This window comes from Cellulosimicrobium cellulans, from assembly GCF_007679345.1.
GTDB lineage: Bacteria > Actinomycetota > Actinomycetes > Actinomycetales > Cellulomonadaceae > Cellulomonas > Cellulomonas cellulans_A.
The window spans coordinates 31,605-58,314 of the sequence record NZ_VEGH01000007.1 but is presented as its reverse complement, the minus strand read 5'-3'; the positions used below and the strand labels follow the sequence as shown (position 1 = coordinate 58,314).

General features: G+C 75.4%; 21 protein-coding genes. 4 read left to right on the top strand and 17 right to left on the bottom strand.

The window, feature by feature from the left end:
- Window positions 1–105 precede the first annotated feature (105 nt).
- The 12 genes from ftsY to ileS all read right to left on the bottom strand — a co-directional run bounded on the left by ftsY (window position 106) and on the right by ileS (window position 16,476).
- Window positions 106–1,311: a signal recognition particle-docking protein FtsY gene (ftsY, locus tag FS882_RS10855; RefSeq protein ID WP_158373088.1), complete on the bottom strand. Its 1,206-nt coding sequence runs from the start codon at window positions 1,309–1,311 to the stop codon at window positions 106–108.
- Between the two features lie 64 nt (window positions 1,312–1,375).
- A complete protein-coding gene (locus tag FS882_RS10850; RefSeq protein WP_158373087.1) occupies window positions 1,376–1,954 on the bottom strand; it encodes a hypothetical protein in 579 nt (192 codons plus the stop codon).
- Window positions 1,955–2,037: 83 nt separating this feature from the next.
- Window positions 2,038–5,625, bottom strand: a complete 3,588-nt coding sequence (gene smc, locus FS882_RS10845) for a chromosome segregation protein SMC (protein WP_158373086.1) — start codon at window positions 5,623–5,625, stop codon at window positions 2,038–2,040.
- A 48-nt stretch (window positions 5,626–5,673) separates the two neighbouring features.
- Window positions 5,674–6,105, bottom strand: coding sequence for a nucleoside-diphosphate kinase (gene ndk, locus FS882_RS10840; RefSeq protein ID WP_158373085.1), 432 nt, complete (start codon window positions 6,103–6,105; stop codon window positions 5,674–5,676).
- Window positions 6,106–6,192: 87 nt separating this feature from the next.
- A complete protein-coding gene (locus tag FS882_RS10835) occupies window positions 6,193–6,651 on the bottom strand; it encodes a DUF4233 domain-containing protein (protein WP_158373237.1) in 459 nt (152 codons plus the stop codon).
- Window positions 6,652–6,666: 15 nt separating this feature from the next.
- Entirely contained in the window at window positions 6,667–8,367 is a 1,701-nt protein-coding gene (locus FS882_RS10830) for an MDR family MFS transporter (RefSeq protein ID WP_158373084.1), read from the bottom strand.
- A 117-nt stretch (window positions 8,368–8,484) separates the two neighbouring features.
- A complete protein-coding gene (locus tag FS882_RS10825) occupies window positions 8,485–9,105 on the bottom strand; it encodes a TetR/AcrR family transcriptional regulator (protein WP_158373083.1) in 621 nt (206 codons plus the stop codon).
- Window positions 9,106–9,154: 49 nt separating this feature from the next.
- Window positions 9,155–9,907 carry a dihydroxyacetone kinase phosphoryl donor subunit DhaM gene (gene dhaM, locus FS882_RS10820; protein WP_158373082.1) on the bottom strand — a complete coding sequence of 251 codons (753 nt, stop codon included), beginning with the start codon at window positions 9,905–9,907 and terminating at the stop codon, window positions 9,155–9,157.
- Entirely contained in the window at window positions 9,904–10,551 is a 648-nt protein-coding gene (gene dhaL, locus FS882_RS10815; protein WP_158373081.1) for a dihydroxyacetone kinase subunit DhaL, read from the bottom strand. The genes dhaM and dhaL overlap by 4 nt, the downstream gene beginning before the upstream one ends.
- Window positions 10,552–10,612: 61 nt before the next feature.
- A complete protein-coding gene (gene dhaK, locus FS882_RS10810) occupies window positions 10,613–11,608 on the bottom strand; it encodes a dihydroxyacetone kinase subunit DhaK (RefSeq protein ID WP_158373080.1) in 996 nt (331 codons plus the stop codon).
- A 162-nt stretch (window positions 11,609–11,770) separates the two neighbouring features.
- On the bottom strand, window positions 11,771–13,162 hold the full coding sequence (locus FS882_RS10805) for a bifunctional folylpolyglutamate synthase/dihydrofolate synthase (RefSeq protein WP_158373079.1): 1,392 nt from the start codon (window positions 13,160–13,162) through the stop codon (window positions 11,771–11,773).
- On the bottom strand, window positions 13,162–16,476 hold the full coding sequence (gene ileS, locus FS882_RS10800; RefSeq protein ID WP_158373078.1) for an isoleucine--tRNA ligase: 3,315 nt from the start codon (window positions 16,474–16,476) through the stop codon (window positions 13,162–13,164). The genes FS882_RS10805 and ileS overlap by 1 nt, the downstream gene beginning before the upstream one ends.
- 534 nt (window positions 16,477–17,010) lie before the next feature.
- Between ileS and FS882_RS10795 the strand changes: the two genes are divergently transcribed.
- The 3 genes from FS882_RS10795 to FS882_RS10785 all read left to right on the top strand — a co-directional run bounded on the left by FS882_RS10795 (window position 17,011) and on the right by FS882_RS10785 (window position 20,518).
- Complete coding sequence (locus FS882_RS10795) at window positions 17,011–17,703, top strand: hypothetical protein (RefSeq protein WP_262348219.1); 693 nt, start codon at window positions 17,011–17,013, stop codon at window positions 17,701–17,703.
- A gap of 65 nt (window positions 17,704–17,768) precedes the next feature.
- Window positions 17,769–19,853 carry a histidine kinase gene (locus FS882_RS10790; RefSeq protein WP_158373077.1) on the top strand — a complete coding sequence of 695 codons (2,085 nt, stop codon included), beginning with the start codon at window positions 17,769–17,771 and terminating at the stop codon, window positions 19,851–19,853.
- Entirely contained in the window at window positions 19,850–20,518 is a 669-nt protein-coding gene (locus tag FS882_RS10785; RefSeq protein ID WP_158373076.1) for a response regulator transcription factor, read from the top strand. Before FS882_RS10790 ends, FS882_RS10785 begins: the two co-directional genes overlap by 4 nt.
- A gap of 31 nt (window positions 20,519–20,549) precedes the next feature.
- Here the strand turns inward: FS882_RS10785 and FS882_RS10780 are convergent, their stop codons facing one another.
- The 4 genes from FS882_RS10780 to dnaG all read right to left on the bottom strand — a co-directional run bounded on the left by FS882_RS10780 (window position 20,550) and on the right by dnaG (window position 24,440).
- Window positions 20,550–20,972, bottom strand: a complete 423-nt coding sequence (locus FS882_RS10780) for a hypothetical protein (RefSeq protein WP_158373075.1) — start codon at window positions 20,970–20,972, stop codon at window positions 20,550–20,552.
- 25 nt (window positions 20,973–20,997) lie between these two features.
- Entirely contained in the window at window positions 20,998–21,504 is a 507-nt protein-coding gene (locus tag FS882_RS10775; RefSeq protein WP_158373074.1) for a phosphoribosyltransferase, read from the bottom strand.
- 48 nt (window positions 21,505–21,552) lie between these two features.
- Window positions 21,553–22,080, bottom strand: coding sequence for a DinB family protein (locus FS882_RS10770; protein WP_158373073.1), 528 nt, complete (start codon window positions 22,078–22,080; stop codon window positions 21,553–21,555).
- A gap of 71 nt (window positions 22,081–22,151) precedes the next feature.
- A complete protein-coding gene (gene dnaG, locus FS882_RS10765) occupies window positions 22,152–24,440 on the bottom strand; it encodes a DNA primase (RefSeq protein WP_158373072.1) in 2,289 nt (762 codons plus the stop codon).
- Window positions 24,441–24,624: 184 nt separating this feature from the next.
- Here dnaG and FS882_RS10760 point away from each other — a divergent pair, with 184 nt between their 5' ends.
- A complete protein-coding gene (locus FS882_RS10760) occupies window positions 24,625–25,422 on the top strand; it encodes a hypothetical protein (RefSeq protein ID WP_158373071.1) in 798 nt (265 codons plus the stop codon).
- 15 nt (window positions 25,423–25,437) lie between these two features.
- Here FS882_RS10760 and FS882_RS10755 read toward each other — a convergent pair whose 3' ends face one another.
- Complete coding sequence (locus FS882_RS10755) at window positions 25,438–26,709, bottom strand: deoxyguanosinetriphosphate triphosphohydrolase (protein ID WP_262348218.1); 1,272 nt, start codon at window positions 26,707–26,709, stop codon at window positions 25,438–25,440.
- Window position 26,710: the final 1 nt, after the last annotated feature.

Below are 26,710 nucleotides of genomic sequence, written 5' to 3'. Positions count from 1 at the left end.
GTGACGAGCGGTCCGCCCGCGTCAACATCGTGTTACGGGACGGCCCGCGTCTCAGGGGGCGGGACGCGGGCCGGTCGGCAGGGCGGCGGGGGTGCCGCCGGGCGGTCAGCCCAGGATGCCGTCCACGAACTCCTCCGGGTCGAACGGCGCGAGGTCGTCCGGGCCCTCGCCGAGGCCGACGAGCTTCACCGGCACGCCGAGCTCGCGCTGCACGGCCACGACGATCCCGCCCTTGGCCGTGCCGTCGAGCTTGGTGAGCACGATGCCGGTGACCCCGGCGACCTCCGCGAACACGCGGGCCTGGTTCATCCCGTTCTGGCCGGTGGTCGCGTCGAGGACCAGCAGCACCTCGGACAGCGGCGCGGTGCGCGTGATGACCCGGGTGATCTTGCCGAGCTCGTCCATCAGGCCGGCCTTGTTCTGCAGGCGGCCGGCGGTGTCGACCAGGACGACGTCGACGCCCTCGGCGGCGCCCTCGCGGACGGCCTCGAACGCGACCGACGCCGGGTCGGCGCCGTCGCGGTCGGAGCGGACGGTCCGCACGCCGACGCGCGAGCCCCAGGTCTCCAGCTGGTCCGCCGCGGCGGCGCGGAACGTGTCCGCGGCGCCCAGCAGGACGGTGCGGCCGTCGGCGACCAGGACGCGGGACAGCTTGCCGACGGTGGTGGTCTTGCCGGTGCCGTTGACGCCCACGACCAGCACGACGGCCGGGACGGTCACGCCGTCCTCGCCGGTCTGCGGCGCGGTGCGCAGCGAGCGGTCGAGCGACGGGTCGACGAGCGCGAGCAGCTGCTCGCGCAGGAGCGCGCGCACCTGCGCGGGGTCCTTGAGGCCCTGGACCCGGGCCTGGGTGCGGATCGCCTCGACCAGGTCCTGGGACGGCCCGGCGCCGACGTCGGCGAGGAGCAGGGTCTCCTCGAGCTCGTCCCAGTCGTCCTCGGTCAGGTGGTCGCGGGACAGCACCTGGAGCATGCGGGCGCCGAGCGGCGAGCCGGAGCGGGCCAGGCGGTCGCGCAGCCGGGTGAGCCGGCCGGCCGTGGGGGCGGGGACCTCGAGCGCCGGGGCGGTCGCGGCGTCCTCGGGCGCGGGGGCGCCGGGGGCCGGCGGCGCCTCGGTCCCGGGCTCCGCCGTGGGCGCGCCGGCGGCCGGGCGCTCCAGGGTCGACGTGCCGGTGCCGCCCGCGGGGCGCTCGCGCTCGTCGTCGCGGTCGCCCGCGGAGCGCCGCCGCTGGATGACGGCAGCACCGCCGCCCAGGATGGCGAGCGCGGGCACGCCGACGAGGAGCAGGTTCAGGAGGTCGTTCGAGTCCACCGGCACAGTCTGTCAGGCGCACGGGCCGCGCGCGGCGCGGCCCGTGGCGCCGCGGGGCGCAGGGTCAGGCGTCCCCGCGCTGCGGCGGGACCGACGGCGGGAGCGGCGCGGGCCCGGCGACCGTGGTGGCCGCGGCGGGGCGCGCGGGCGAGGCGGTGGCGCCCACCGTCCGCACGGGGACGTGCCCGCCGCGACGGGGCACCCGGGGCGCGTGCGGCGCGTGCGGCGCGTGGGCGGCGGCGGGCGCGACCGCGCCCGGGGCCGGCGCGGGCACCCGGTCCTGCACGACCGCCCGCTCGGCGGGGTGCCCGGCCCCGGCGCGCGGGTAGGGCAGGTGCTCGCGCAGCCGCACGGCGCGCTCCCCGGTGCGCTCCAGCATCTCCGCGAGCTCGTCGAGCTGCAGGTAGCCGTCGTCGGGCTGGGACGCCTCCGCGAACAGCTGGTCGAACGGCACGTCGACGGGCTCGCCGTCGTCGACCACCGGGGCCTCGTCGTCGCCGCCCCGGCGCCGGCGCAGCCCGCTGCGCAGGTCCGACCAGAACGTGCGCAGGTCCGTCCCCCCGTCACCCGCCGCGTTCGCCAGGACGATCACGCCGATGGCAGCGACGAGCGCCAGCCCGATCACCACGAGATAGCCGCCCATGGTCCCGATTGTCCGCCGCCACCCCCCGCGCCGATCGGGACGCACCGGCATCGCCCGCGAACCCGCACGCGATCTTCACACCGTCAGGCGGGGACCTCGTCGCGGAGCCGCTGCGAGATGACCGTCGTCACACCGTCGCCGCGCATGGTCACGCCGTACAGCGCGTCGGCGATCTCCATCGTCCGCTTCTGGTGCGTCACGACGATGAGCTGGGAGTCCTCCTGCAGCTCGCGGAAGATCTCCAGCAGCCGCCCGAGGTTGGCGTCGTCGAGGGCGGCCTCGACCTCGTCCATCACGTAGAACGGGCTCGGCCGGGCCTTGAAGATCGACACCAGCAGCGCCACCGCCGTGAGCGAGCGCTCGCCGCCGGAGAGCAGCGACAGCCGCTTGACCTTCTTGCCGGCGGGCCGGGCCTCGACCTCGATGCCCGTGGTGAGCATGTCCGACGGGTCGGTCAGCACGAGGCGGCCCTCGCCGCCGGGGAACAGCCGCGGGAACACCCGGTCGAACTGCTCGGCGGTGTCCCGGTAGGCGTCGGCGAACACCCGCTCGACCCGCTCGTCGATGTCCTTGACGATCTCCAGCAGGTCGGCGCGCGACTTCTTCAGGTCGGCGAGCTGCTCGACCAGGAACTTGTGCCGCTCCTCGAGCGCGGCGAACTCCTCCAGCGCCAGCGGGTTGACCCGGCCGAGCTGGGACAGGGCGCGCTCCGCGGCCTTGAGCCGCTTCTCCTGCTCGGCGCGGACGTAGGGGATCTCGCGGGGGCCGGCGTCCTCGTCGTCCGCGGCGGGCGGGGTGAGGACGGGCACCGCGCGGTGCGGCCCGAACTCCTCGACGAGCACCGCCGGGTCGATGCCCAGGTCCTCGACGGCCCGGACCTGCAGCTGCTCGACGCGGAGCCGCTGCTCGGCGCGGAGCACCTCGTCCCGGTGGGCGGCGTCCGTGAGCCGGGCCACCTCGCGCTGGGTCTCGTCGACCCGCGACCGTACCGCCGACAGCGCGGTCTCCCGCTCGGCCCGCGCGGCCTCGGCGGCGTCCCGCTCGTCCGCGGCCTGGTGGAGGGCGCGCTCGACGGCGCCGAGCGCCTGGGTCGCGCCGAGGGCGACCGCGGTGGCGACGGCGGCCTGCCGGGCCCGCGCGCGCTCGCGCTCGGCGGCCCGCTCGCGCGCGGCGCGCTCGGTGCGGGCGGCGCGGTCCAGCGACTCGGCGCGGCCGGACAGGGCGCGGGCGCGCTCCTCGGCGGTGCGCAGGCTGAGCCGCGCCTCGGTCTCCCTGGCGCGCGCGGCGGTCGCGGCCTGGTTCGCGGCGTCGCGCTCCCCCGTGCGCTCCTCGATCGCGGCGTCGGTGTCGGCGGGCTCGGCCTCGGCGGCGGCGAGCCGCTCGGTCAGCCCGGCCAGCTCGGCCGCCCCGTCGGCGAGGGTCTGCTCGGCGGCGGTCAGCGACGCCTGGACGCGCTCCGCCTCGTTCCGCGCGGCACGGGCGGTGGCGCCCAGGTGCCCGAGCTGCTCCGCCACGGCAGCCAGCGCGGCGTCCGACTCGTTGAGCTCGTCGAGCGTGCGCTGGTACTCGGCGCGCGCCACCTCCTCGGCCTCGCGCGCCCCCACCAGGGCGAACCGCGCCTGCTCCGCGCGGGCCGCCGCGGCCTCGGCGCCCCGGCGGGCGTCGTCCAGCGCCGACTGCAGGTGCAGGGCGCTCGGCGCGGTCGCGGAGCCCCCGGAGGCGCGGTGCGCGGCCAGCACGTCGCCGGTGCGGGTCGCGACGACCAGGTCGGGACGGTCCCGGAGCACGCCGCGCGCGGCGACCAGGTCGTCCACGACGACGACGCCACGCAGCAGCCGCCGGACGGCGGGGACGACGGCCGGGGGCGCCTGCACGAGGCCGAGGGCCCAGTCGGCCCCCGCGGGCGCCGCGCCCTGGTCCGGGTCGCCCGCGTCCGCGGGGTCGCCCGCCGCGCCCCCCGCCGCCACGACGAGCCCGGCGCGCCCGGCGTCCTGCTCGCGCAGCCACCGGATCGCGTCCACCGCGGCCTCGACCGACTCGACCGCCACGGCGTCGGCGGAGGCGCCGAGCGCCGCCACGATCGCGTCCTCGTCCCCGGCGGCCACGCCGAGCAGCGCCGCCACCGACCCCACGACGCCGGCCAGGTCGTCGGCGGCGAGCAGCGCGCCCGCGCCGTCCTTGCGGGTCAGGCTGAGCTCGAGGGTCTCGATGCGGGACTCCAGCGCGCTCCGCTCGCGCTCGGCCTCGGTGAGCTGCGCGGTGAGCTCGGCGACCCGCGCGGACGCGGTCTCGACCGCCTCGGCCGCCGCCTCGTGCGCGGCGTCGAGGTCCTCCTCGCCCTCCTCGACGCCGGCGACCCGGGTCTCCAGCGCGGTGAACTCGACGGTCGCCTCGTGCCCGCGGCGCTCGGCGGCGGTCAGCGTCTCCCGGAGCCGGCCGATCTCCGCCTCGGTCGCCTCCAGCCGGCTGCGGCGCGCGCCGACCTGGCCCGCCAGCCGGGCCAGACCCTCGCGGCGGTCGGCCGCGCCGCGGAGCACCGTGGCCAGCGCCTTCTCGGCCGCGGCCGCGGCACCCTCCGCCTCCTGGCGCGCGGCCTGGGCGGCCTCCAGCGCGGCGCGGGCGGCGTCCACCTCGGCGGTGAGCTCGGCCTCGGCGGCGCGCACGCGCTCGGCCTGACGCTCCAGGTCGTCCGGGTCCTGCCCGCGGGTCGGCTCGGGGCCCGCGCTCCCCAGGAGCCGCGCGCGGTCCGCGGCCAACGAGGCCGTCCCGCGCAGCCGCTCGCGCAGCGACGACAGCCGGTACCAGACGTCGGACGCCTCGCCGAGCGCCGGCGCCGCCTCGGCCGCCTCCCGCTCCAGCGCCGCGAGCCGCAGCCGCGCCGCGTCCAGCGCCGCCTCCGCCTCGGCCCGCCGTGCGCGCAGCGCGGTGTCGTCGGCGATCTCCTGCTCCAGCTGCGCCGTCAGCTGCGCCAGGTCGTCGGCCAGCAGCCGGGCGCGGGCGTCGCGCAGGTCGGCCTGCACGGTCTGCGCGCGGCGCGCCACCTCGGCCTGCCGCCCGAGGGGGCCGAGCTGGCGGCGCAGCTCCGCGGTCAGGTCGGTGAGCCGGGTCAGGTTCGCCTGCATCGCGTCGAGCTTGCGGAGCGCCTTCTCCTTGCGCTTGCGGTGCTTGAGGACGCCCGCGGCCTCCTCGATGAACCCGCGGCGCTCCTCCGGGGTCGCGCGCAGGACGGCGTCGAGCTGCCCCTGGCCGACGATGACGTGCATCTCGCGGCCGAGGCCGGAGTCGGACAGCAGGTCCTGGATGTCGAGCAGCCGGCACGCGCGCCCGTTGATCGCGTACTCCGACCCGCCGTTGCGGAACAGCGTCCGCGAGATCGTGACCTCGGTGTACTCGATCGGCAGGGCGCCGTCCGTGTTGTCGATGGTCAGCGCGACCTCGGCCCGGCCCAGCGGCGGGCGGCCGGAGGTGCCGGCGAAGATGACGTCCTCCATCTTGCCGCCGCGCAGCGACTTGGCGCCCTGCTCCCCCATCACCCAGGCGAGCGCGTCGACGACGTTGGACTTGCCGGAGCCGTTCGGCCCGACGACGCAGGTCACCCCGGGCTCGAGGTTCAGCGTCGTCGCCGAGGCGAACGACTTGAACCCGCGCAGGGTGAGCGTCTTCAGGTGCACGGGCCGCAGCCTAGTGCGGCCGCGGCCCGTGCCCCGGGAGGCGGTGGGTCAGGCCGCCAGGGCCGGGAACCACAGGGCGATCTCGCGGGCGGCCGACTCCTCGGAGTCCGAGCCGTGCACGAGGTTCTGGGTGACCTTGAGGCCCCAGTCGCGGCCGAGGTCGCCGCGGATGGTGCCGGGCGCGGCGGTGGTGGGCTCGGTGGCGCCGGCCAGGGACCGGAAGCCCTCGATGACGCGGTGGCCCTCGGCCACGACGGCCAGGACGGGGCCGGACTTCATGAAGTCGACGAGCGGCTGGAAGAAGGGCTTGCCCTCGTGCTCGGCGTAGTGCTGCTCCAGGAGGGCGTCGTCGGCGGTGCGGAGCTCGACGGCCACGAGGGTGTACCCCTTGGCCTCGATGCGGCGGAGGACCTCGCCGGAGAGTCCGCGGCCGACGCCGTCGGGCTTGACCAGGACGAGGGTGCGCTGGATGTCGCTCATGCCCCGAACCCTAACGAACCCACACGCCGAGATAGGGCGGTCCCGCCGAGATTGGGCCTCGAGAGGTCCTACCTCGGCGCGGAGGTCCTATCTCGGCGCGTCGGGCGCCGCGGGCGGGTCCTGGGCGCGGGGCGGGAGGCCGCCCTGCGGGGTCTGGTCCGGGTACTCGGCGTCGAACGCCGCCCGCTCGCGATCGATGCGGGCGCCGAGGCGCAGGGACACGAACCACAGGACCGCGAAGAGGAGGCCGAGCGCGAACATCAGCGGGATCACGAACCCGCAGGCGATCACCACCACCTGCGCGACCGACCCGGCGACGTAGCCGCCGGGCGCGGTGACCAGCCGGGACAGCACGACGAGCACGACGAACAGCACCCCCGCGACGGTCCAGAGCACCGCCGGCGAGGCCGCGACGACGCCGGCCTGCGCCAGCCCGTACGCCGTCAGCGCCGCGAACAGCACCAGCACGCCCTCGAGGACCAGGATCATCGAGGTGAACTGGGGCTTGGCGGGGCGCTTCTGACGCACGGGCCGGTTGGAGTGCATGCTCACGCGGGAAGGCTACCTGCGGTCGTCGGCGGAGCCGTGGTCCGGGCCCGCGCTCGCGCCCGGGGCGGACGCGGTCGCGCTCGGGGTGGCGCCCGTGGCGCCGACGCCGGCCGAGACGGTCGCCGGCGCGGCGGGGGCCGCCGCGGTCGCCTCGCCGCGCGCCACCATGCCGGCGACGTCGGAGAGCTTCACCTCGCGCAGGAACAGCGTCAGCACGAAGCCGACCGCCAGCAGCGGCACCAGGTACCAGAACGCCGGGGCGAGCGCCTCGGTGTACGCGGTGACGACGCCGTCGTGCAGCGGCTCGGGCAGCTGGGACACCAGGGCCGGGGTCAGCGACTCGGCGGAGCCGCCGGTGTCGATCCCCGCGGACCCGGCGCCCGCGAACACGGACTCCAGCCGCTCGGACAGCCGGGTGGTGAAGATCGTGCTGAACAGCGCCGTGCCCACCGCGGCGCCGATCTCGCGGAAGAAGTTGTTCGCCGAGGTGGCGGTGCCGAGCTCGTGCGGGTCGACCGAGTTCTGCACGGCCAGGACGACGGTCTGCATGACGAGGCCGAGGCCCGCGCCGAGCGCGAAGATCATCGCGCCGAACAGCACCATCGACATGTCGCCGGTGATGGTGGTGAGCCACGCCAGGCCGAGCGTCGTGATCGCCATGCCGGTGATCGGGAACGCCTTGTACTTCCCGGTCTTCGTGATCGCGAGACCCGAGGCGATCGAGGTCAGCATGACGCCGACGGTCATCGGGAGCATGAGCAGGCCGGACTCGGTGACCCCGGAGCCGGTCGACATCTGCAGGAACGTCGGCAGGAACGCGAGCGACGCGAACATGCCCATGCCGATGACCAGGCCGATGCCGGTGGCGAGGGTGAACGTCGGGTTCTTGAACAGGCGCAGCGGGAGGATCGGCTCGGCGGCGCGCAGCTCGACCAGCACGAACGCCACGGCCGCGGCCAGGGTGCCGACCAGCAGGCCGACCAGGCGCGGGTCGGACCAGTCGTAGCCGCCCTCGCCGGACAGCGAGGTCCACGAGGTGACGAGCACCAGGCCGGAGGTGGCCAGGGTGAGCAGGACGATGCCGGCGACGTCGAGCGGGCGGTTCGAGCGGTGGCTGGGCAGCTTGAGCGTGAACCAGGCGGTGATCAGCGCGGCGATGCCGATCGGGATGTTGATCCAGAAGCACCAGCGCCAGTCGAAGTGGTCCGTGAACAGGCCGCCGAGCAGCGGGCCGGCCACCGCGGAGACGCCGAACAGCGCACCCATCGGGCCCATGTACTTGCCGCGCTCCTTGGCGGGCACGATGTCCGCGATGATCGCCTGCGACAGGATGATCAGGCCGCCGCCGCCGAGGCCCTGGACGCCGCGCCAGATGACCAGCTCGTGGAAGGTCTGCGCGAAGCCGGCGCCGGCGGACGCGAGCGTGAACAGGCTGATCGCGACCAGGAACGGCCAGCGCCGCCCCCACAGGTCGCCGAACTTGCCGTACAGCGGCATGACGATGGCGATCGCCAGGATGTAGATCGTGACGACCCAGCCCTGGTGCTCGACGCCGTTGAGCTCGCCGACGATGGTGGGCATCGCGGTGCCGACGATGGACTGGTCGAGCGACGACAGCAGCATGCTGGCGAGCAGGGCCCCGAAGATGAGCCACACGGTGCGCTGGTTCAGCTCCACCAGGGGCTTGTCGGGGGCGGGGGCGGCGGTGGCCATGGTTCCGTCCGTTCTCGTGCGTGGGACCGCCGCGGGCCGTCGCGCCGGGTCGCGGCGGGCGGCGCCGTCCTCGGCGGGGTGCGGGTTCGGGTGCGGCGCGCGGGGGCGCGTCGTGGGTCAGGTGGTGCGGGAGAAGATCGCGGTGAGGTCGGCGACGACCGACGGCAGGTGGTCCTGCACGTCGCCCGCCGCGCCGGCCGAGTCCCAGCGCACGAACGTCGCGTGCGCGAGGCCGAGCAGCAGGGTGCCCACCAGGGCGACCGCCGACTCGTCGGCCGCGTCGCCCAGCCGGCGCCGGACCAGGGCCCCGATCTCGTCGTGCAGGCCCTGGACGTGCGTGTAGGCCCGGAGCATCAGCTCCGGGTGCCCCTTCGCCAGCTCGAACGCCCGTTCCATCCGCTCCTTGCCGAGCGGCGGGTGGTCCAGGGCGCTGGCGGTCAGCGCCTGCATGTCCGCGAGCAGGTCGCCGGTGGGGCCGCCGGTGGCGAACGCCTCGGCGGCGGCCGGGTCGAGGCGCCAGTGCTCCATGCCGAGCACGGCGTCGTCCTTGGACTCGAAGTAGTTGAAGAACGTGCGGACCGAGACGCCGACCTCGGCGCAGATGGCCTCGACCGTCACCCGGTCCAGGCCCTGCTCGGCGGCGAGGCGGTGGGTGGCGTCGACGAACGCCTCCAGGCGGGCGCGCTTCTTGCGCGCGCGCAGCCCCTCCGACTCCACGACTTCTTGCACGTCCTGCATTATTGCAGACCGTGCAGAGTTGTCCAGGGCAACGGTGGTGCGAGGGCCGTCACACCTCGCCGAAGCCCTCCTCGACCGCACCCACGAACGCGTCGACCGCGACCCGGGCCTGCGGGCCGGTCGCCGCGACCTCGAGCGTCCGGCCCTGGGTGGCGCCGAGCTGCATGAGCTCGAGCACGCTCGCGCCGTTCACGCCGTCCACCTGCACCGCGGCGTCGAAGCCCGCCATCATGCGCGCGAGCACCGCCGCGGGCCGGGCGTGCAGGCCCATCGGGTTGCGCACGACGACGTGCGCCGTGATCGGCGTCGCGGCGTCCCCCGCGTGGTGCGGCTCGGGGACCACGTCCGCCGGGGCCGCCTCCGCGCCCGACGCCGGCTCGACCTGCCCCGCCCCGACGGCGTGCGGGAACCCCGCCCCGGCGGCCACGGCGGCCCCGAGCACCTCGCCGACCGGGGCGCCGCCGGCCGCGGTGACGCCCGCGGCCACGGCCGCCTCGACGAACGGCGCGTCCGCCAGGTGCACCCGGGCGGCGACGTCCTCGTCGAGGAGCTCGAGCACGGACTCCGTGGTGAGCACCGCCGAGCCCAGGTCCGTGAGCACCACGGCGGACCGGCCGTCGGCGGTGGCCTCGCCGAGCGCCTGCTCGACCAGGTCGAAGCTGGTGCCGAGCCCGCCGGCGCCGTCGCCGCCGGCCGCGAGGATCAGCACGTCGGGCGCCATCTGCGCGGCCAGCTCCCGGACGCCCTCGGCCAGCGTCGCCGAGTGCGAGACCAGGACGAGCGCGACCGGGGCGGCGCTCATGCCGCCGCCTCCGCCGTGGACGCGGCCGCCTCGAGGATCAGCGCGGTCGACGTGGCGCCCGGGTCCTGGTGCCCGGCCGAGCGCTCGCCGAGGTAGGAGGCGCGGCCCTTCGTCGCGACCAGCGGGATCGTGGCCTCCGCGCCCCCGCGCGCCGCCTCGGCCGCGGCGGCCAGCACCGCGGCCGGGGAGGCGCCGGCGTCCGCGGCGGCGACCGCGGCCTCGACCGCGGGGCTCCACGCGTCGACCATCGTCTTCTCGCCCGTCGTCGCCTTGCCGCGCACGACGATGCCCTCGAGGCCGGCCTCGAGCATGGCCACCACCGCCGCGCTGTCCAGCTCGGGCAGCCCGGTGACCTTCGCGGCGCGCAGGTAGGCGGTGCCGTAGAGCGGGCCCGCGGCGCCGCCGACCGTGGACATGAGGGTCGTGGCGACGAGCTTGAGCACCGCACCGACGTCGCCGGGCGGCGCGTCCAGCGCGTCCAGCTTGGCCAGCACGGCGGTGAACCCCCGCGTGAGGTTCTCGCCGTGGTCCCCGTCGCCGATCTGCCGGTCGAGCTCGATGAGCTCGTCCCGGTGCTCGGTCACCACCTGCGCCGTGCGACGCACCCAGGCGACCGCCCAGCCCGCATCCAGAGACCCCGTCATGTCGCGTTCCCACCTCCGCCGTCGAGCCCGCGGCCACGCCGCCGGGAGGGCGGCGGGCCGGCTACCAGTGCAGCGCGGCCGTGCGCACCGGCGCGTCCCAGAGCGCGGTGAGCTCGTCGTCCAACCGGAGGACAGTGACCGAGGCGCCCTGCATCTCCAGTGATGTCACATAGTTGCCCACGAGCGACCGGGTCACCTGGACCCCGCGGCCCTCGAGCAGCCTGCGTGCCTGACGATAGACGACGTAGAGCTCGGACTGCGGCGTGCCGCCCATGCCGTTGACGAACAGCAGCACCTGCTCCCCCGACGCCAGGGCCAGGTCGTCCGCCACCGGGGTCAGCAGCATCTCGGTGATCTCGTCCGCGGGGGCGGCCTTGATCCGGCGCCGGCCCGGCTCGCCGTGGATGCCGATGCCGATCTCGATCTCGTCCTCGGGCAGGTCGAAGGACGGCTTGCCGGCGTGCGGGACGGTGCACGCGGTGAGCGCGACGCCCATGGACCGCACGTTCGCCACGACCTTCTCGGCGACCGCGACGACGGCGTCCAGGTCGTCGCCCCGGGCCGCGGCCGCGCCGGCGATCTTCTCGACCGCGACCGTGCCCGCGACGCCGCGGCGCCCGGCGGTGTAGAGGGAGTCCTCGACGGCGACGTCGTCGTTGACGACCACCGTCCGGACCGTCAGGTCGTCCGCGTCGGCCAGCTCGGCGGCGGTCTCGAAGTTCAGCACGTCGCCGGTGTAGTTCTTCACGATCGCCAGCACGCCCGCGCCGCCGTCGGCCGCGGCGAACGCGGGCGCGATCTGGTCCGGGGTGGGCGAGGTGAACATCGCGCCCGGCACCGCCGCGTCGAGCATGCCGTCGCCGACGAACCCGGCGTGCAGCGGCTCGTGCCCGCTGCCGCCGCCGGAGACCAGCCCGACCTTGCCGCTGACCGCACCCCCGGCCCGGACCACGAACAGGGGGTCGGTGTGCACCTCGACCACGTCGGCGTGCGCCAGGCCGAAGCCCTCCACCGACTCGGCGACGACGGACTGGGGGTCGTTGATGAGCTTCTTCACGGCGATGCTTCCTTCCCGGCACCCGGCGCCCCGGCGCCCTCGCCGCGGCTGAGCCCACACTCGCCGCGCTGGTCGGGGGGCGTCAAGGGTGAGACGTGCGGCGGGGGTGCACGTTCGTGCACCCCCGCCGTCGATCCCGTCCGCCCGCCGCGCGGCGGGTCGTCAGGCGCGGCCGGTGAGGACGCGCGCCTCCGCCACGAGGAAGATCGAGCCGGTCACCAGGACGGCCGCGCCGCGGTCGACCTCCTGCTCCGCCAGGTCGGCCGCGAGGGTCACGGCGTCGTCCAGCCGCTCCCGCACGTGCACCCGGTCCTCGCCGAACACGTCGATCGCGACCTCGGCCAGGTCGTCGACCTCCATCGCGCGCGGGTTCGACGCCCGGGTGACGACGATCTCGGCCAGCACGGGCTCGAGCACCGCGAGGATGTTCTCCGGGTCCTTGTCCGCCATCACACCGACGACCCCCACGACCCGCTGGAAGTGGAACGCCTCCTCGACGGCCGCGACCAGCGCCTCGGCCCCCGCCGGGTTGTGCGCCCCGTCGACCAGGACGGTCGGGCTGGACCGGACCAGCTCCAGGCGGCCCGGCGAGTCGACGTCGGCGAACGCCACCTCGACCACCGACCCGTCCAGCGCCCCGCCGCCCGCGATCAGCGCCTCGACGGCCGCGAGCGCCGCGAGCGCGTTGTGCGCCTGGTGCTCGCCGTGCAGCGGCAGGAACACGTCGGTGTAGACGCCGCCGGTGCCGCGCAGCGTGAGCAGCTGCCCGCCGACCGCGACCTGCCGGTCCACCACGTCGATGTCGACGCCCTCGCGGACCACCCGCGCCCCGTGCTCCGCGGCGGCGTGCAGGATGACGCCCTCGGCGTCCTCCTCCTGCGTCGACAGCACGAGGGTGGCGCCGTCCTTGACGATCCCGGACTTCTCCCCCGCGATCTCGACGAGGGTGTGCCCGAGCCAGCGCTCGTGGTCGTAGGCGACCGGCGTGATGACCGCGACCTCGCCGTCGGCGACGTTCGTCGCGTCCCAGCGGCCGCCCATCCCGACCTCGACCACCGCGACGTCCACCGGCGCGTCCGCGAACGCCGCGAACGCCATCACGGTGAACACCTCGAAGAAGCTGAGCCGCGGACGGCCGGCCTCCTGCTCCCGCACGTCGACCATGTGCACGTACGGCGCGACGTCCTGCCAGGTGGCGACGAACGCCTCGTCGGAGATCGGCTCCCCGTCGATGGCGATGCGCTCGGTCACCCGGTGCAGGTGCGGGCTGGTGAACCGCCCGGTGCGCAGGCCGTGCTCGCGCACGAGGCGCTCGACCATGCGCGCCGTCGACGTCTTGCCGTTCGTGCCCGTGAGGTGCACGACCCGGTACGCCTTCTGCGGGTCGCCGAGCAGCTCGCACACCGCCGCGACCCGGTCGAGGGTCGGGTCGATGTCGTGCTCGGGCGCCCGCTCGAGGATGCCGGCGTACACCTCGTCGGCGGCGCGCCGGGCCGCCGCGGCGGCCTCGTCGCGCTGGTGGTCCGCTCCCCCGCGGCCCTTCGCCGCGGCCATCAGGCGTCCACCCGCTCGACGCCGACGGTGAGCTCGGCGCCCGAGTCCTCGACGACCACCTCCGTGGCCAGCGTCTCCCGCGCGACGAAGTCCCGGTGCGCGTCGACCGCCGCGCGGTGCTCGGCCGGGACGCCCAGCGTGAGCCGGATCCGGTCGGTGACCACCAGGTCGGCCGCCTTGCGGGCGTCCTGCACCGCGCGGACCACGTCGCGGGCGTAGCCCTCGGCGAGCAGCGCCTCGTCCAGCGCCAGGTCGAGGACCACGAACCCGCCCGAGGGCAGCACGCCGGCGGCCAGCGTCGGGGCCTCGCCCTCGGCCGTCGTGACGTCGATCGTGGTCGTCAGCTCGTACTCGGCCGGCAGCATCGGGACGTCGCCGTCGTCGGTGCGCACGACCACCGTGCCCTCGGCGTCGGTCGACCAGTCCCCGGCCTTCGCGGCGCGGATCACCGCCTGGACGCCCCGGCCCAGGCGCGGGCCCGCGGCGCGGGCGTTCACCGCGAGGTTGCTCCGGACCGCGACGCCGCCGGCGGCGGCCTCCTCGACCGTCGAGAGCGCGACGTGCTTGACGTTGAGCTCGGCCGCGAGCAGGTCCGCGAACGGGGCCAGCGCCCCGGGCGTCGCCGTGGCGACGCGCAGCTCGCTCAGCGGCTGGCGGACGCGCAGGCCGTTGGCCTTGCGCAGCGCCAGCGCCGCCGACACCGCCTCCCGCACCCCGTCCACCGCGGCGACCAGGTCGTCGTCGGCCGCGAGCGCCCGGTCGTCCGCCGACCCGTCGCCCAGGGTCGGCCAGTCGGTCAGGTGCACCGAGCGGTCGCCGGTCAGGCCGCGCCACACCTCCTCGGAGAGCAGCGGGGCCAGGGGCGCCATGACGCGGGTCAGCGTCTCGAGCGAGGTCCACAGCGTGTCGAACGCCGCCTGGTCCTCCGACCAGAACCGGTCGCGCTGCGTGCGGACGTACCAGTTGGTCAGCAGGTCCAGGTGCACCCGGACCGTCTCGCAGGCGCCCGGCACGTCGTACGCGTCGAGCTGCGCGGTCACCGTCTCGACCAGCTTCCGGGTCCGGGCGAGCACGTACCGGTCCATGGTGGTGACCGGGGTGTCGGGCGTGACCCGGCCGGCGGTGAGGCCGGTCCCGTCGTTCGCCGCGTTGGCGTACAGCGCGAAGAAGTACCAGGTGCTCCACAGCGGGAGCAGCACCTGGCGGACCTCCGAGCGGATGCCCTCCTCGGTGACGACCAGGTTGCCGCCGCGCAGGATCGGCGACGCCATGAGGAACCAGCGCATCGCGTCCGAGCCGTCGCGGTCGAACACCTCGTTCACGTCCGGGTAGTTCCGCAGCGACTTGCTCATCTTGCGGCCGTCCGAGCCCAGCACGATGCCGTGCGACACGGACGTGCGGAACGCCGGGCGGTCGAACAGCGCCGTCGCCAGCACGTGCAGCAGGTAGAACCAGCCGCGGGTCTGCCCGATGTACTCCGTGATGAAGTCGCCCGGGTAGTGGTGCTCGAACCAGTCGGCGTTCTCGAACGGGTAGTGCACCTGGGCGAACGGCATCGAGCCGGAGTCGAACCACACGTCGAGCACGTCCGGGATCCGGCGCATGGTGCTCTGCCCGGTCGGGTCGTCCGGGTTCGGGCGGGTCAGCTCGTCGATGAACGGCCGGTGCAGGTCGGGCTCGCCGGCGTCGTTCAGCGGCAGCCGGCCGAAGTCGGCCTCCAGCTCGGCGAACGAGCCGTAGACGTCGATGCGCGGGTGGGCCGGGTCGTCGCTCACCCACACCGGGATCGGCGTGCCCCAGTACCGGTTCCGGGAGACCGACCAGTCGCGCGCGTTCGCGAGCCAGTTGCCGAACTGGCCGTCCTGGATGTGCTCCGGCACCCAGGAGATGTCCTGGTTGAGCTCCACCATGCGGTCGCGGAAGGCGGTCACCTTCACGAACCAGGACGACACGGCCTTGTAGATCAGCGGGTTCCGGCACCGCCAGCAGTGCGGGTACGAGTGCACGTACGACGCCTGCCGCAGCAGGCGGCCGTCGGCGCGCAGCCGCTGGGTGATCGGCTTGTTCGCCTCGAACACCTGCTGGCCCTCGAAGTCGGGGACGAGGGACGTGAACTTCCCGCCCTCGTCGACGCTCAGCACCGTCGGGATGCCGACCGCCTCGCAGGTCTCCTGGTCGACCTCGCCGTAGGCCGGGGCCTGGTGCACCACGCCGGTGCCGTCCTCGGTCGTGACGTAGTCGGCGAGCAGGATCTGGAAGCCGTGCTCGGCCATGCCCGGCTGGTCGGCCAGGTAGTCGAACAGCCGCTCGTACCGGACGCCGGCCAGGTCGGCGCCGCGGACCTCGCGGGTCACCGCGGCGAGCGCGTCCTCCGCCGAGTCGTACCCGAGGTCCTTGGCGTAGCCCGTGACGAGGTCGCGGGCGAGCAGGAACTGCTCCGCCGTCGCGGAGGTGCCGTTCGGGCCGGCGGGGACCACCGCGTAGGTGACGTCGGGCCCGACCGCGAGCGCCGAGTTGGTCGGCAGCGTCCAGGGCGTGGTCGTCCAGGCGAGGGCGGCGACGCCGTCGAGGCCGAGCTCGGCCGTGCGCTCGCCGGTCAGCGGGAACGTGACGGTCACCGTCTGGTCCTGGACGTCCTTGTAGACGTCGTCGTCCACCCGCAGCTCGTGGTTCGACAGCGGCGTCTGGTCGTTCCAGCAGTACGGCAGCACGCGGTAGCCCTCGTACGCCCAGCCCTTGTCGTAGAGCTGCTTGAACGCCCAGATCACCGACTCCATGAACGTCGGGTCGAGCGTCTTGTAGTCGTGCTCGAAGTCGACCCAGCGCGCCTGGCGCGTCACGTACACCTGCCACTCGTCGGTGTACCGCAGCACCGACGTCCGGCAGGCGTCGTTGAACGCCTTGATGCCCATCTCCTCGATCTGCGCCTTGTCGGTGATGCCGAGGATCCGCTCCGCCTCGAGCTCCGCCGGCAGGCCGTGCGTGTCCCAGCCGAACCGGCGCTCGACGCGGCGACCCCGCTGCGTCTGGTACCGGCCGACGATGTCCTTGGCGTACCCGGTCAGCAGGTGGCCGTAGTGCGGCAGGCCGTTCGCGAACGGCGGGCCGTCGTAGAACACGAACTCGTTGGCACCGTCGGCGCCGGCGTCACGCGCGTCGATCGACGCCTGGAACGTCCCGTCGGACTCCCAGTACGCGAGGACGTCCTTCTCCAGCGCCGGCAGGTCCGGGGACGCGGGCAGGCCGAAGGACGCGCCCGGCGCGACGGGGGCGGCGTGCTTGCCGCTCGGGGTGCGGTGCAGCGGATAGGCCATGGCGGATGGCGCTCCTGGTGGTCGGCGGGCCCGGGGGCTCGCGGTGCGGTGGCGGATCCACGGGGACGACGCCCGCCCGGCTCTCGCCCGGCGTGCACCGCGGTACCACCCCGCTTGCCGATCGCCGGTCCCCTCGCGGGGGTCGGCGCGCGACCACTCTCTGCGACGGCTGTGACGGGCCTGCCCCGTCCGGGTCTACTGGGGGCGCGTCGCGTGCGTGCTGCGGCTCGCCCTGTTCTTCCGGAGGCTCCCCGGTGATGGCCGGATCGGTGCCTGTGAGCACCAGTGTATAGACGCGATCCAGCGGGCCGCACCGGGATACCCCGCGGGTGGTCGGAGCGGGCCGGACGGCACGCCTACGCCTTCCGGCCTCGCCCACGCCGATGGGCGTAGGACCCGCGGGCGCGCGCACGCCGGCGCGCCCTGCCGGATCGCCCGGCGACCCGGGCTCTCCGCCCTTCCGCCCGGGACGTGCCCCGGCCCAGCGTCGTGCCCGGCGGAGGCACCGGGCCTCCCCTCACGAAAGGGCTGGACATGACCACGCACGACACCTCGCCCATGACGACCCCGGCGTCGGCCGCGGCCACCCGGGTGCGCCCCCAGCCGCGCGGCTGGGCGCTCGCCGGCATCGCCGCCGGGCTGACCGGCCTGGTCGGCGTCCAGGCCTCCATGGCGCTCGGCGTGAACTGGGAGGAGACCGCCGGCGACGCGGACGCGATCGTCGCCGACCTGTCCGGGCGCACCGGGGCGCTGCTGGTGTTCCACACGGCGACGATCGTCTCGGCGCTGCTGGCGGTCGTGTTCGCCGCCGGCCTCGCGCGGCGGCTGTCCCAGCAGGCGCCCGCCGGGAGCCTGCTGGGACCGGTCGCGGGCGCCGGGCTGCTGCTCGTGTCCGTGGCCGGGCTGCTCGGGTCCGGGCTGGACACGCAGTTCATGTTCGGCTTCGCCGACGTCGACCTCATCGTCCCGGAGTCGGGTGCGTTCTTCAGCGACTGGATCGCGACCATCCCGTGGCTCTGGGTCGGGGCGGGGCTGTCCGGGGTGGCGGTGGCGGTCGCGGCGCTCCGGCACGCGGCGGCGCCGCGCTGGCTCGGCTGGGTCGGCGCCGTGCTCGGCGGGCTGACGCTGCTGCTCGGCATCTCGCCGCTGCAGTACATGGCCGGGTTCACCGGGCCGCTCTGGCTGCTGGTCACGGCGATCGGCTTCGCCGCCGGCGACCGCCGGTGACCCTCGGCACGGTGGTCGCGCCCGAACCCTCCCGTTCTGTGGTGGTTTGCCCCTACGGTGACGCCATGGACCGGGAGGGTTCGGGCGCGCGCGACCGGACGCGCGACGGGCTGCCCGGCGTGGCGCTCGCGATCGCCCTGGTCGCCTGGCTGCTCGCCGGGACCGCCGCTGTGCTGCACGTCGCCACCGGGGGCGGGATGTCCGCCGGGGACCTGCTGTTCACCGCCGTCGACGTCACCGTGGCGGCCGTCTACGGCACGGTCGGCGCGGTCATCCTGTCCCGGCGCCGGCACCCCGTGGGCTGGCTCGTCGCGCTGACGGGCGTCGCGGGCGGGGTGTCGGCGGTCGGTGGCGCGTGGGGCGTGTTCGCGGCCACCCGGCCCGGCGCTCCCGCGCTCGACTGGCTGACCGGCGCCTTCGGCTGGGTGTGGGTGCCGGGCACCGTCGCGCTGTTCACCGTGGTGCCGTGGCTGGCCCGCGACCGGCGGCTCGGGCCGGTGGCCTGGGCCGGCGTCGCGCTGGGGACCGGCTCGGCCCTGCTGCTCACCGGGACCCGGCTGCTCGCGCCGATGTCGGACGCGCAGGGGGCGATCGCGCTGGTCGTGGTCGCCGGGCTGCTCACCGCCGGCGCCACGTGGTGGCGGTACCGCCACGGGCCCGAGGCGGAGCGTCGCGGGCTGGGTCTGCTCGCCGTCGCGACCGCGATCATGGCGCTGTCGTTCGTGCCGCTGGTGCTCGCCGACCCCGGACCCGCGCTGTTCCTCGCCGTGCCGGTGAGCCACCTGGTCTGCCAGGCGCTGTTCCCTGCGGCGCTGCTGGTGACGGTGCTGCGCAACCGCCTGTGGGGGCTCGACCTGGCGATCAGCCGCGCGACGGTCGCGGCGCTGCTGACGCTCACCCTCGCCGGCGTGTACGCGCTGGTCACCGCCGGGGTGTCGGCGCTCGCGGGCACCTCGACCCCGGGCGCGCAGGTGGCCGCGGCGGTCGGCGTGGTGCTGCTGCTCCAGCCCCTGCGCGGCTGGCTCCAGACCCGGGTGCGCCACCTCGTCTACGGCGAGGCCACCGACCCCGGGCGGGCGGCGCTGCTCCTGGGCCGGAGCCTCACCACGCCGGGCGGGTCCGCCGACCTCCTGGCCGGGCTGGCGGCGGGCGTCGGCGAGTCGCTCCGGTTGGAGTCCGTCCGCCTGACGACCCGGGGCGCCGACCCGGTCGCCGCCTCCTGGGGGTCGCCCACCTCCGAGCCGGTCCGCGTGCCGGTCGAGCGCGCCGGCGACCTCGTCGGCGACCTGGCCGTGACCGCTCCGCCCGGCGAGCGGCTGGACGCCCGGAGCCGCACCGCCCTCGACCAGCTCGCCCCCGTCGTCGCCGCCGGCCTGGCGCTCGCGACCGGCGCCCGGGACCTGGAACGCGCGCGGGACGCCGCGACGTCGGCCCGGCTCCGCGAGCGCCGCGCGGTCCGGCGGGAGCTCCACGACGGTCTCGGGCCGTGGCTGTCGGGGATGCGCCTCGGGCTGCAGGGGGCGGTGAACCTGCTCGACGGCGGCCGACCCGGCGACGTCGAGGCGGCGCGCACCGCGCTGACCGCGCTGCGGGACGAGGCCGAGCGGCGCGTCGAGGACGTCCGGGACCTCGCCCGCGGCCTGCTGCCGCCGGTGCTCGACGAGCAGGGCCTCGGGCCGGCGCTCGACGACCTGGCCAGACGGCTCGGGCGCGAGGGGTTCGCCGTCGAGGTCGCCGGCGACGACCCCGGCGCGCTCGATCCCGTCGTGGCGGCCGCGGCGTACGGGGTGCTGAGCGAGGCGGCGCGCAACGCGCAGCGGCACTCGGGGGCCGACGGCTGCCGGATCGTGGTGCGCCGGTCCGCGGACCTGCTGGACGTGCGGTGCGCGGACGCGGGCCGCGGGCCGGGACCCGCCGCCGGGTCCGCGCGGCCGGGCGACGCCGTCGGCGTGGGGACCCGCTCGATGCGGGAACGGGCCGAGGAGCTCGGCGGCTGGGTGGAGGTGTCCGCCGCGGCACCGGGGACGGTCGTGCGCGCGGTGCTGCCGCTGGTGCCGGGGGCACCGGTGCCGCAGGCGGCCGGGGTGGGCGTCGGGGCGCGCGCCGGTGCGGCCGTCGAGGCCGACCCCGCCGAGGCGGTGCCGACGTGACGGTGCGGGTCGCCCTCGTGGACGACCACCCGGTGTTCCGGATCGGCATGGCGGCGCTGCTGGGCTCCCTCGCGGGCGTCGAGGTCGTCGGGGCGGCGGCCGGGGCGGCCGAGGCGCGGGCGCTGCTGACCGACGACGGCGCGCCCGGTGCGGACGTCGTCGTCATGGACCTGGACCTCGGCGACGGGTCGGGGATCGACGTCACGCGGGAGGTCATCGCCGCGCGCCCGGGGACCGCCGTCCTCGTCATGAGCATGCACGAGGACGACGACGCCGTGGTCGCCGCGGTCCGGGCCGGGGCGCGCGGGTACCTCGTGAAGTCCGCGCCGCCCGAGCAGGTCGAGCGCGCGGTCCGTGCCGTCGCCGCCGGGGAGATGATCCTCGGGCCCTCCGTGGCCGAGCGGGCGATGGCGTATGTGCTCGGCGGACGCAGCGCCGTGCGGGTGCCGTTCCCGCGGCTCACCGACCGCGAGCGCGAGGTGCTCGACCTGGTCGCCGGCGGGCACGACAACGTGGTCATCGCGCGACGGCTGGGGCTGTCGGCGAAGACGGTCCGGAACCACGTGGCGAACGTGCTCACCAAGCTGGAGGTGCCCGACCGGTCGGCGGCGATCGTGCGCGCACGGGCCGAGGGCCTGGGCGGCGCGGGGGCGACGCCGGGCTGAGGCGCGGTGCCCCGGCCCGTTCCCGCCGCGGCTACGCCGCGCAGGCCTCGTCGAACAGCGCCAGCGCCCGGGCGTCCCCGGCGAGCAGCGCCGCCGCGTGGCCGTCCTCCTCGACGAGCGCCGGGTAGCCCCAGACCGCGACGACCGGCTCGCCCCAGAGCGTGCGCCGGCCGGCCCGGGCACCCGAGTCGAGGGCGAACGCCCAGCCCGCGGGCACGGCCGCAGCGACGCCCGCGAACAGCTCCGCGGGCACGAGCGCCGGGCCGCCCCAGTCGTCGCGCACCAGCGCGCTCAGGTGGTCGGCGAGCACCAGCACCCCCACCGCCTCGTACGTGCGCCCGGGCGTCACCGCGTACGCGGACGCCCCGGTGGTGCCGCGGGGTCGACGGCCCGCGGGGAGGAACACGCCGCGGGCGGCGACGCAGCGCAGCCGGATCGCCGACGCGCCCCGCACGCGGCTGCCCCCGCCGACCGCGCCGTCAGACCGTGACCGGCGGCTGCGCCGACCAGGGGAACGTGATCCACCGGTCGGTCCGCCGCCACACGAAGTCCGGGGCGACGATCGAGTGCGACTTCGCGTACAGCACCGCCGTGCGCGCCTCCTCGCAGTGCTCGGCGACGAGCCGCTGCACCAGCGCCAGGGTCTCCCCCGTGTCCGCCACGTCGTCCACGACGAGCGCCCGGCGGCCGACCAGCGCCGCGTTGTCCAGCAGCGGGGGCAGCACGACGGGCTCGGGCAGCCGCGCGTCGATGCCGGTGTAGAACTCGACGTTGAGGGTGCCGCAGGCCTTGAGGCCCAGCGCGTAGGACAGCGCGCCGGCGGGCAGCAGGCCGCCCCGGGCGACCGCCACCACCACGTCGGGCTCGAAGCCGGACGCCACCACGGCGCGCGCGAGGTCGCGCGCGGCCTCGCCGAACTCGTCCCAGCCCAGGATCTCGCGCTCGTCGGGCAGGTCCTGGCCGGGCGCGGCCTCCGCAGTCGTCATGCCGGTCAGGGTAGTGCTCCCGGGTGTGCGCGCGGTCGCCCGCCGCTGTCAGGACCCGGTGACCGCCGCCGCGTGCTCGACGATCCGCCGCACGTCGTGCAGGTGGTGCAGCGCGTCGTGGGCGTTGTTCCGCGCCACGTCCTCGGCCCGCTGCGGCCCGCGGGTGGCGTGGTCCAGCACGACGCCCTCCGCGAGAGCGGCGGTGACCGCGTCGACCCAGCCCGGGACGACGCGGCGCAGGGCGAGCAGCGACGCCCCGACCGTGGCGTGCGCGTAGTCCCGGACCGCCGCGAGCGCATCCGGGTCGTAGCCCGCGGTGGTGGTGCGGCCGTCGCAGCGGGCGGCGTCCAGCCGGTACGCCCACGTCTCCAGGTTGTCCGCGACGTGCCGGACGTACGCGGCGGTCGACCAGCCGAGGTCGGGGTGCCGCAGGGGGTCCGGCGCGGTGACCAGGACGGCCGCGAACCGGCCGGGGACCTCGGACACCGCGTGCACGGCGGCGTCCGCCGACAGCCGCCAGGTGTATCCGCACTCCCCGCACGGCTCGCCGTACAGCGCCGCGCCCCACAGCTCCATGCGGGCACCGTACCGCCGGGCCGCGCAGCCGCCGGGTGCCCCGGGTGCCGCGGCGCCTCGGGGCGCGCGGCTCAGGCGCTCTCGCGCAGCGCCCGGCGCCGGTTCTCGTGCTCGAACAGCTCGCGCGCGAGGTCGCGGTACCCGTCCGGGTCGGCCTGCGCGTCCATCCGCTGCAGGCGTCCCCGCAGGTCGGCGATGTGCCGGGTGAGCTCCATCTCGACCAGCGCCATGACCAGCCCGCGGGCGTAGCCGGGCAGCCGGTCGGGCCGGTCCTCGGGGAGCGGCGCGACCGCGAGCCGGGTGATGAGGCTCTCGACCGGCGACGCCGCCTCCTCGCGGACGGCCTCGACCCAGCCGACAGCCGCGCCGGGACCCTCCGCGGCGACCCGGGCGCGCGCGGCGGCCGCACCCCCGGCGGCGCGGATCGCGGCGTGCACGGCCCGGTACGCGGGCGCGGTGAACGCCTCCGGCGGCAGGTCGTCGAACTCCGGCGGCACGGCGTCCGGCATCTGCAGCACGGCCTCGAGCGCCCGCCGCTCGGTCGCGGTGACCGGGTCGCGGGGGTCGGGCATGGCCATCTGCGGCGCGGGCAGCGGCGTCGCGCCGTCGCGCGGGCCGGCGCCGGCCTGGTGGAGGTCGTGCGGGGGCGCGTCGTCGTACGGCTCCGGCGGCGGCTCGTCGAACCGCCGGCCGTAGCCCTGACCCGGGTTGGCCGGGCCGCGCCCACCGCCCGGGAACCGGTCGCCGCCCCCGCGCCGGTCGTCCCACCGGCCGCCACCGCCGCCGCCCTGGCCGCGCTGGCCGCCGCCCGGGCCGCCGCCGCCGGGTCGTCCCCCGCGCTGGCCGCGCCCGCCGTCCCGGCGCCAGCCGCCCTCCTCAGGCCCGGGGGGCACGAACGCCGACCGGCCGCCGTCGGACCCGTAGCCGCCGCCCTGGCCGTAGCCCGCCGACGGCGCCCCGCGCCCGGCGCCGGCGTCCCGACCGCCCGACGACCGCCCGCCGCGGGAGGCCTGCTGCACCGCGCGCTGCACCGTCTCGATGTCCATCCCGAGCCACCCCGCGAGCATGCGGGTGTACTCCGGGCGCAGCGCCGCGTCCCGGATGCCGCCCGGGATCGGCGCGGCGGCGCGCAGCGCGGCCACGCGGCCCTCGGCGGTGTGCAGGTCGAACCCGTCGAGCGTGGTCCGGATGACGAACTGGAACAGCGGCTGCCGCGTCTTGACCAGGGCGCGCACGGCGTCGGGCCCCTGGGCCTGCCGCAGGTCGCACGGGTCCATGCCGCCCTCGGCCACGGCGACGAACGTCTGGGCGCTGAACGCCTGGTCCTCGCCGAACGCGCGCATCGCGGCCTTCTGCCCGGCGGAGTCCCCGTCGAAGGTGAACACCACCTCGCCGCCGACGGACTCCCCCGAGGCCAGCTGGATGCCGGAGCCGGCCCCGCCCGCGCCCATCAGCCGCCGCACGATGCGGGCGTGGTCCGAGCCGAACGCCGTGCCGCAGGTCGCGACCGCGGTCCCGACGCCGGACAGGTGCATCGCCATGACGTCGGTGTAGCCCTCGACGACGACGACCTGCTTGGTCTTCGCGATCTCCCGCTTCGCCAGGTCGATGCCGTAGAGCACCTGGGACTTCTTGTAGAGCGGGGTCTCGGGGGTGTTCAGGTACTTCGGCCCCTGGTCGTCCTCGTACAGCCGGCGCGCGCCGAACCCGACGACGTCGCCGGTGACCTCGCGGATCGGCCACACCAGCCGACCGCGGAACCGGTCGTACAGCCCGCGGTTGCCCTGGCTCATCAGACCGCTGGCCGTGAGCTCCGCCTCGGTGAACGACCGGCCGCGCAGGTGCCGCAGCAGGTGGTCCCAGCCCTGGGGGGCGTAGCCCACGCCGAACTGCTCCGCCGCGGCACGGTCGAAGCCGCGCTCGGCCAGGAACTGCCGCGCCGTCGCACCCTCGGGGGCGAGCAGCTGCTCGACGAAGTACTCGGCGGCCACGCGGTGCGCCTCCAGCAGCCGCTGGCGCTTGCCGGGCTCGTGCCCGGGGCGCGGGCCGCCGCCCTCCTCGTACCGCAGCGTCACGCCGGCGCGGCCGGCCAGGTACTCGACCGCCTCGGTGAACGGCAGGCCGTCGATCTTCTGGATGAAGTCGATGACGTCGCCGCCCTCGCCGCACCCGAAGCAGTGGTACAGCCCGACCTGCGGGCGGACGTGGAACGACGGCGACTTCTCGTCGTGGAACGGGCACAGGCCCTTCATCGAGCCGACGCCGGCGGTCTTCAGCGCGACGTGCTCGCCGACGACGTCCTCGATCCGGGCGCGCTCGCGGACCGTCTGCACGTCCTCCCGTCGGATCCGTCCCGCCACGGGGTCGATCCTAGGCATAGTCAGACGATCGATGGACGCACTCCGCAACTTGCGCACCCTCGCGGAACCGATTACTCGAGCTAACAGATCCGTTTATCCTCCGCTTCTGCGGGCGCCTGTGCTTGGATGCTCGGAACCGTCCTCGGGTGGACGGCGCACCGCCTAGCGAGAGGCAAGGTTTATCATGGAGAAACGAACCGTCGATGGATACATCTTCCTTGGCACCGCAATCCGCTTCCTGCTGGACAGCAGAGAAGGCGCCCGAATCTTTGGCGAAAGCCGAATTGTCGCGAACGCGACTACTCTGCAGAACGACTTGCTTAATTATGAATTTCACGTAACTTACCGGGTACTGTGGAGACTGTGGGGAATGCTGGAAGAGTTCGAATCCGACAGGAAGGAGCACGAAGACGACCAGGCGTGGGCCAAGTCTCGCGCCCTTTCTCGCGCAGAGGCGGACGAGTTGACGCAAGTCGCATCGACGGGCCGTGAAACCCTATTGGCGGAAGCGGCTGGGAAATTCGCCTATGTCGCGTCGGACAAACGGTACACCGTTGAAATGCTCGCAGACTCGATCGACAAGATCTTTAACCCCGAGACATTTGCCGGGCTACCAGCACTAGCCCAGTTCGACTTTCGGCAGGCGGGCCGAGGTCTCGCCTTCGAGACACCAACGGCGGCGGCGTTTCACCTCCTTAGGGGCACCGAGGCCGTTCTGCGCGATTTCTACACCAAGATTGTCAAGTCCAAGAGGATAGCGGAACCGCGCATGTGGGGGCCTATGGTCGCCGATATGCGCGCACGCCGGAACCCTCCCCCCGAACTGCTTCTCACTACCCTTGATAACCTCAGGCGGCATTTTCGAAACCCCACCCAGCACCCAGAGAAGGTGTACGACATGGACGAGGCGCAAGATCTACTCGCACTAGTCGTCGACGCGGTCGGGCAGATGGCGCGGTGCCTCAAAGAGCGTCAGGCTTGACCTGAGGAGGTTGCGTCAGTACCGCGGCGGGGGCGCCAGCCGCGCGTGCCAGGCGGCCGCGCTGACGTCGGTGAGCGACGCCACCTGGTCCACCACGACCCGCAGCCGGGCCGCGTCGTCGGCCGCCGCGCGCCAGTCCGCGGCGAACGGCGGCTCCAGCGCCAGCGGCGCCCGCTCGGACAGCACGTGCACCAGGTCGGCCAGGATCTCCCGCTGCCGCTGGTACAGCGGCTCGAGCTCGCGCGGGGCCATGACGTACGCGACCGCGAGGCCCTTGAGCACGAGGATCTCCGCCTGCGTCTCCTCCGGGACGATGAGGTCGGCGGCGTACCGGGTCAGCGGGCCGGGCCCGTACTGCTCGCGGGTGGCGACCTGCGCGGCGCGGGCGAACCGGCCGATCAGCTGGCTGGTCGTGTCCTTGAGCGCCGCGAGCGCCCGCCGGGTGCCGTCGAACCCGGGCCGCCACAGCTCGGCCGCGACCAGGCGGTCCATCGCCGCCTCGAGCCCGGCGGCGTCGATCGCGTCGCCGTACCAGGTCTGCACCGCCTCGACGACCCGCGCGCGCTGGTCGGGGACGGTCAGCACCCACAGGTCGAACCGGCCACCCACGACCGCGTCCTCGACGTCGTGCACCGAGTAGGAGATGTCGTCGGCGAGGTCCATGACCTGCGCCTCCAGGCACTTGCGCCCGGTCGGGGAGCCGTCGCGCAGCCAGGTGAACACCGGCAGGTCGTCGGCGTAGACGCCGAACTTGTGCGTCGGGCGGCCGGTCGCGGACAGCGGGCCCTCGCCGGCACCCCAGGGGTACTTCACCGAGGCGTCGAGGGAGGCCCGGGTGAGGTTGAGGCCGACGGCGACCCCGTCCGGGCCGACGACCTTCGGCTCGAGGCGGGTGAGCAGCCGGAGCGTCTGCGCGTTGCCCTCGAAGCCGCCGATGTCGCGGGAGAGGTGGGCCAGCGCGCGCTCGCCGTTGTGGCCGAACGGCGGGTGGCCGAGGTCGTGCGCGAGGCACGCCGTGTCGACGACGTCCGGGTCGCAGCCCAGGGTCTTGCCGATCTCGCGGCCGACCTGCGCGACCTCCAGGGTGTGCGTCAGCCGCGTGCGGACGAAGTCGTCGCTCGACGGGCCGAGCACCTGGGTCTTGGCGCCGAGCCGGCGCAGCGCCGACGAGTGCACCAGGCGAGCGCGGTCGCGCTCGAACGGGGTCCGGGAGCGCGACTTGGGCGCCTCGGCGACCCAGCGCTCCCGGTCGGCGTCGACGTAGCCGTCGGGGTGCTCGCTGGTCACG

Bases quoted from the DNA above. Each gene is read 5' to 3' on its own strand.
- FS882_RS10850 (WP_158373087.1), bottom strand. From the start codon at position 1,954: ATGGGCGGCTATCTCGTGGTGATCGGGCTGGCGCTCGTCGCTGCCATC.
- ndk (WP_158373085.1), bottom strand. From the start codon at position 6,105: ATGAGCGACATCCAGCGCACCCTCGTCCTGGTCAAGCCCGACGGCGTC.
- FS882_RS10835 (WP_158373237.1), bottom strand. From the start codon at position 6,651: ATGCACTCCAACCGGCCCGTGCGTCAGAAGCGCCCCGCCAAGCCCCAG.
- FS882_RS10830 (WP_158373084.1), bottom strand. From the start codon at position 8,367: ATGGCCACCGCCGCCCCCGCCCCCGACAAGCCCCTGGTGGAGCTGAAC.
- FS882_RS10825 (WP_158373083.1), bottom strand. From the start codon at position 9,105: ATGCAGGACGTGCAAGAAGTCGTGGAGTCGGAGGGGCTGCGCGCGCGC.
- dhaM (WP_158373082.1), bottom strand. From the start codon at position 9,907: ATGAGCGCCGCCCCGGTCGCGCTCGTCCTGGTCTCGCACTCGGCGACG.
- dhaL (WP_158373081.1), bottom strand. From the start codon at position 10,551: ATGACGGGGTCTCTGGATGCGGGCTGGGCGGTCGCCTGGGTGCGTCGC.
- FS882_RS10805 (WP_158373079.1), bottom strand. From the start codon at position 13,162: ATGGCCGCGGCGAAGGGCCGCGGGGGAGCGGACCACCAGCGCGACGAG.
- ileS (WP_158373078.1), bottom strand. From the start codon at position 16,476: ATGGCCTATCCGCTGCACCGCACCCCGAGCGGCAAGCACGCCGCCCCC.
- FS882_RS10795 (WP_262348219.1), top strand. From the start codon at position 17,011: ATGACCACGCACGACACCTCGCCCATGACGACCCCGGCGTCGGCCGCG.
- FS882_RS10790 (WP_158373077.1), top strand. From the start codon at position 17,769: ATGGACCGGGAGGGTTCGGGCGCGCGCGACCGGACGCGCGACGGGCTG.
- FS882_RS10775 (WP_158373074.1), bottom strand. From the start codon at position 21,504: ATGACGACTGCGGAGGCCGCGCCCGGCCAGGACCTGCCCGACGAGCGC.
- FS882_RS10770 (WP_158373073.1), bottom strand. From the start codon at position 22,080: ATGGAGCTGTGGGGCGCGGCGCTGTACGGCGAGCCGTGCGGGGAGTGC.
- FS882_RS10760 (WP_158373071.1), top strand. From the start codon at position 24,625: ATGGAGAAACGAACCGTCGATGGATACATCTTCCTTGGCACCGCAATC.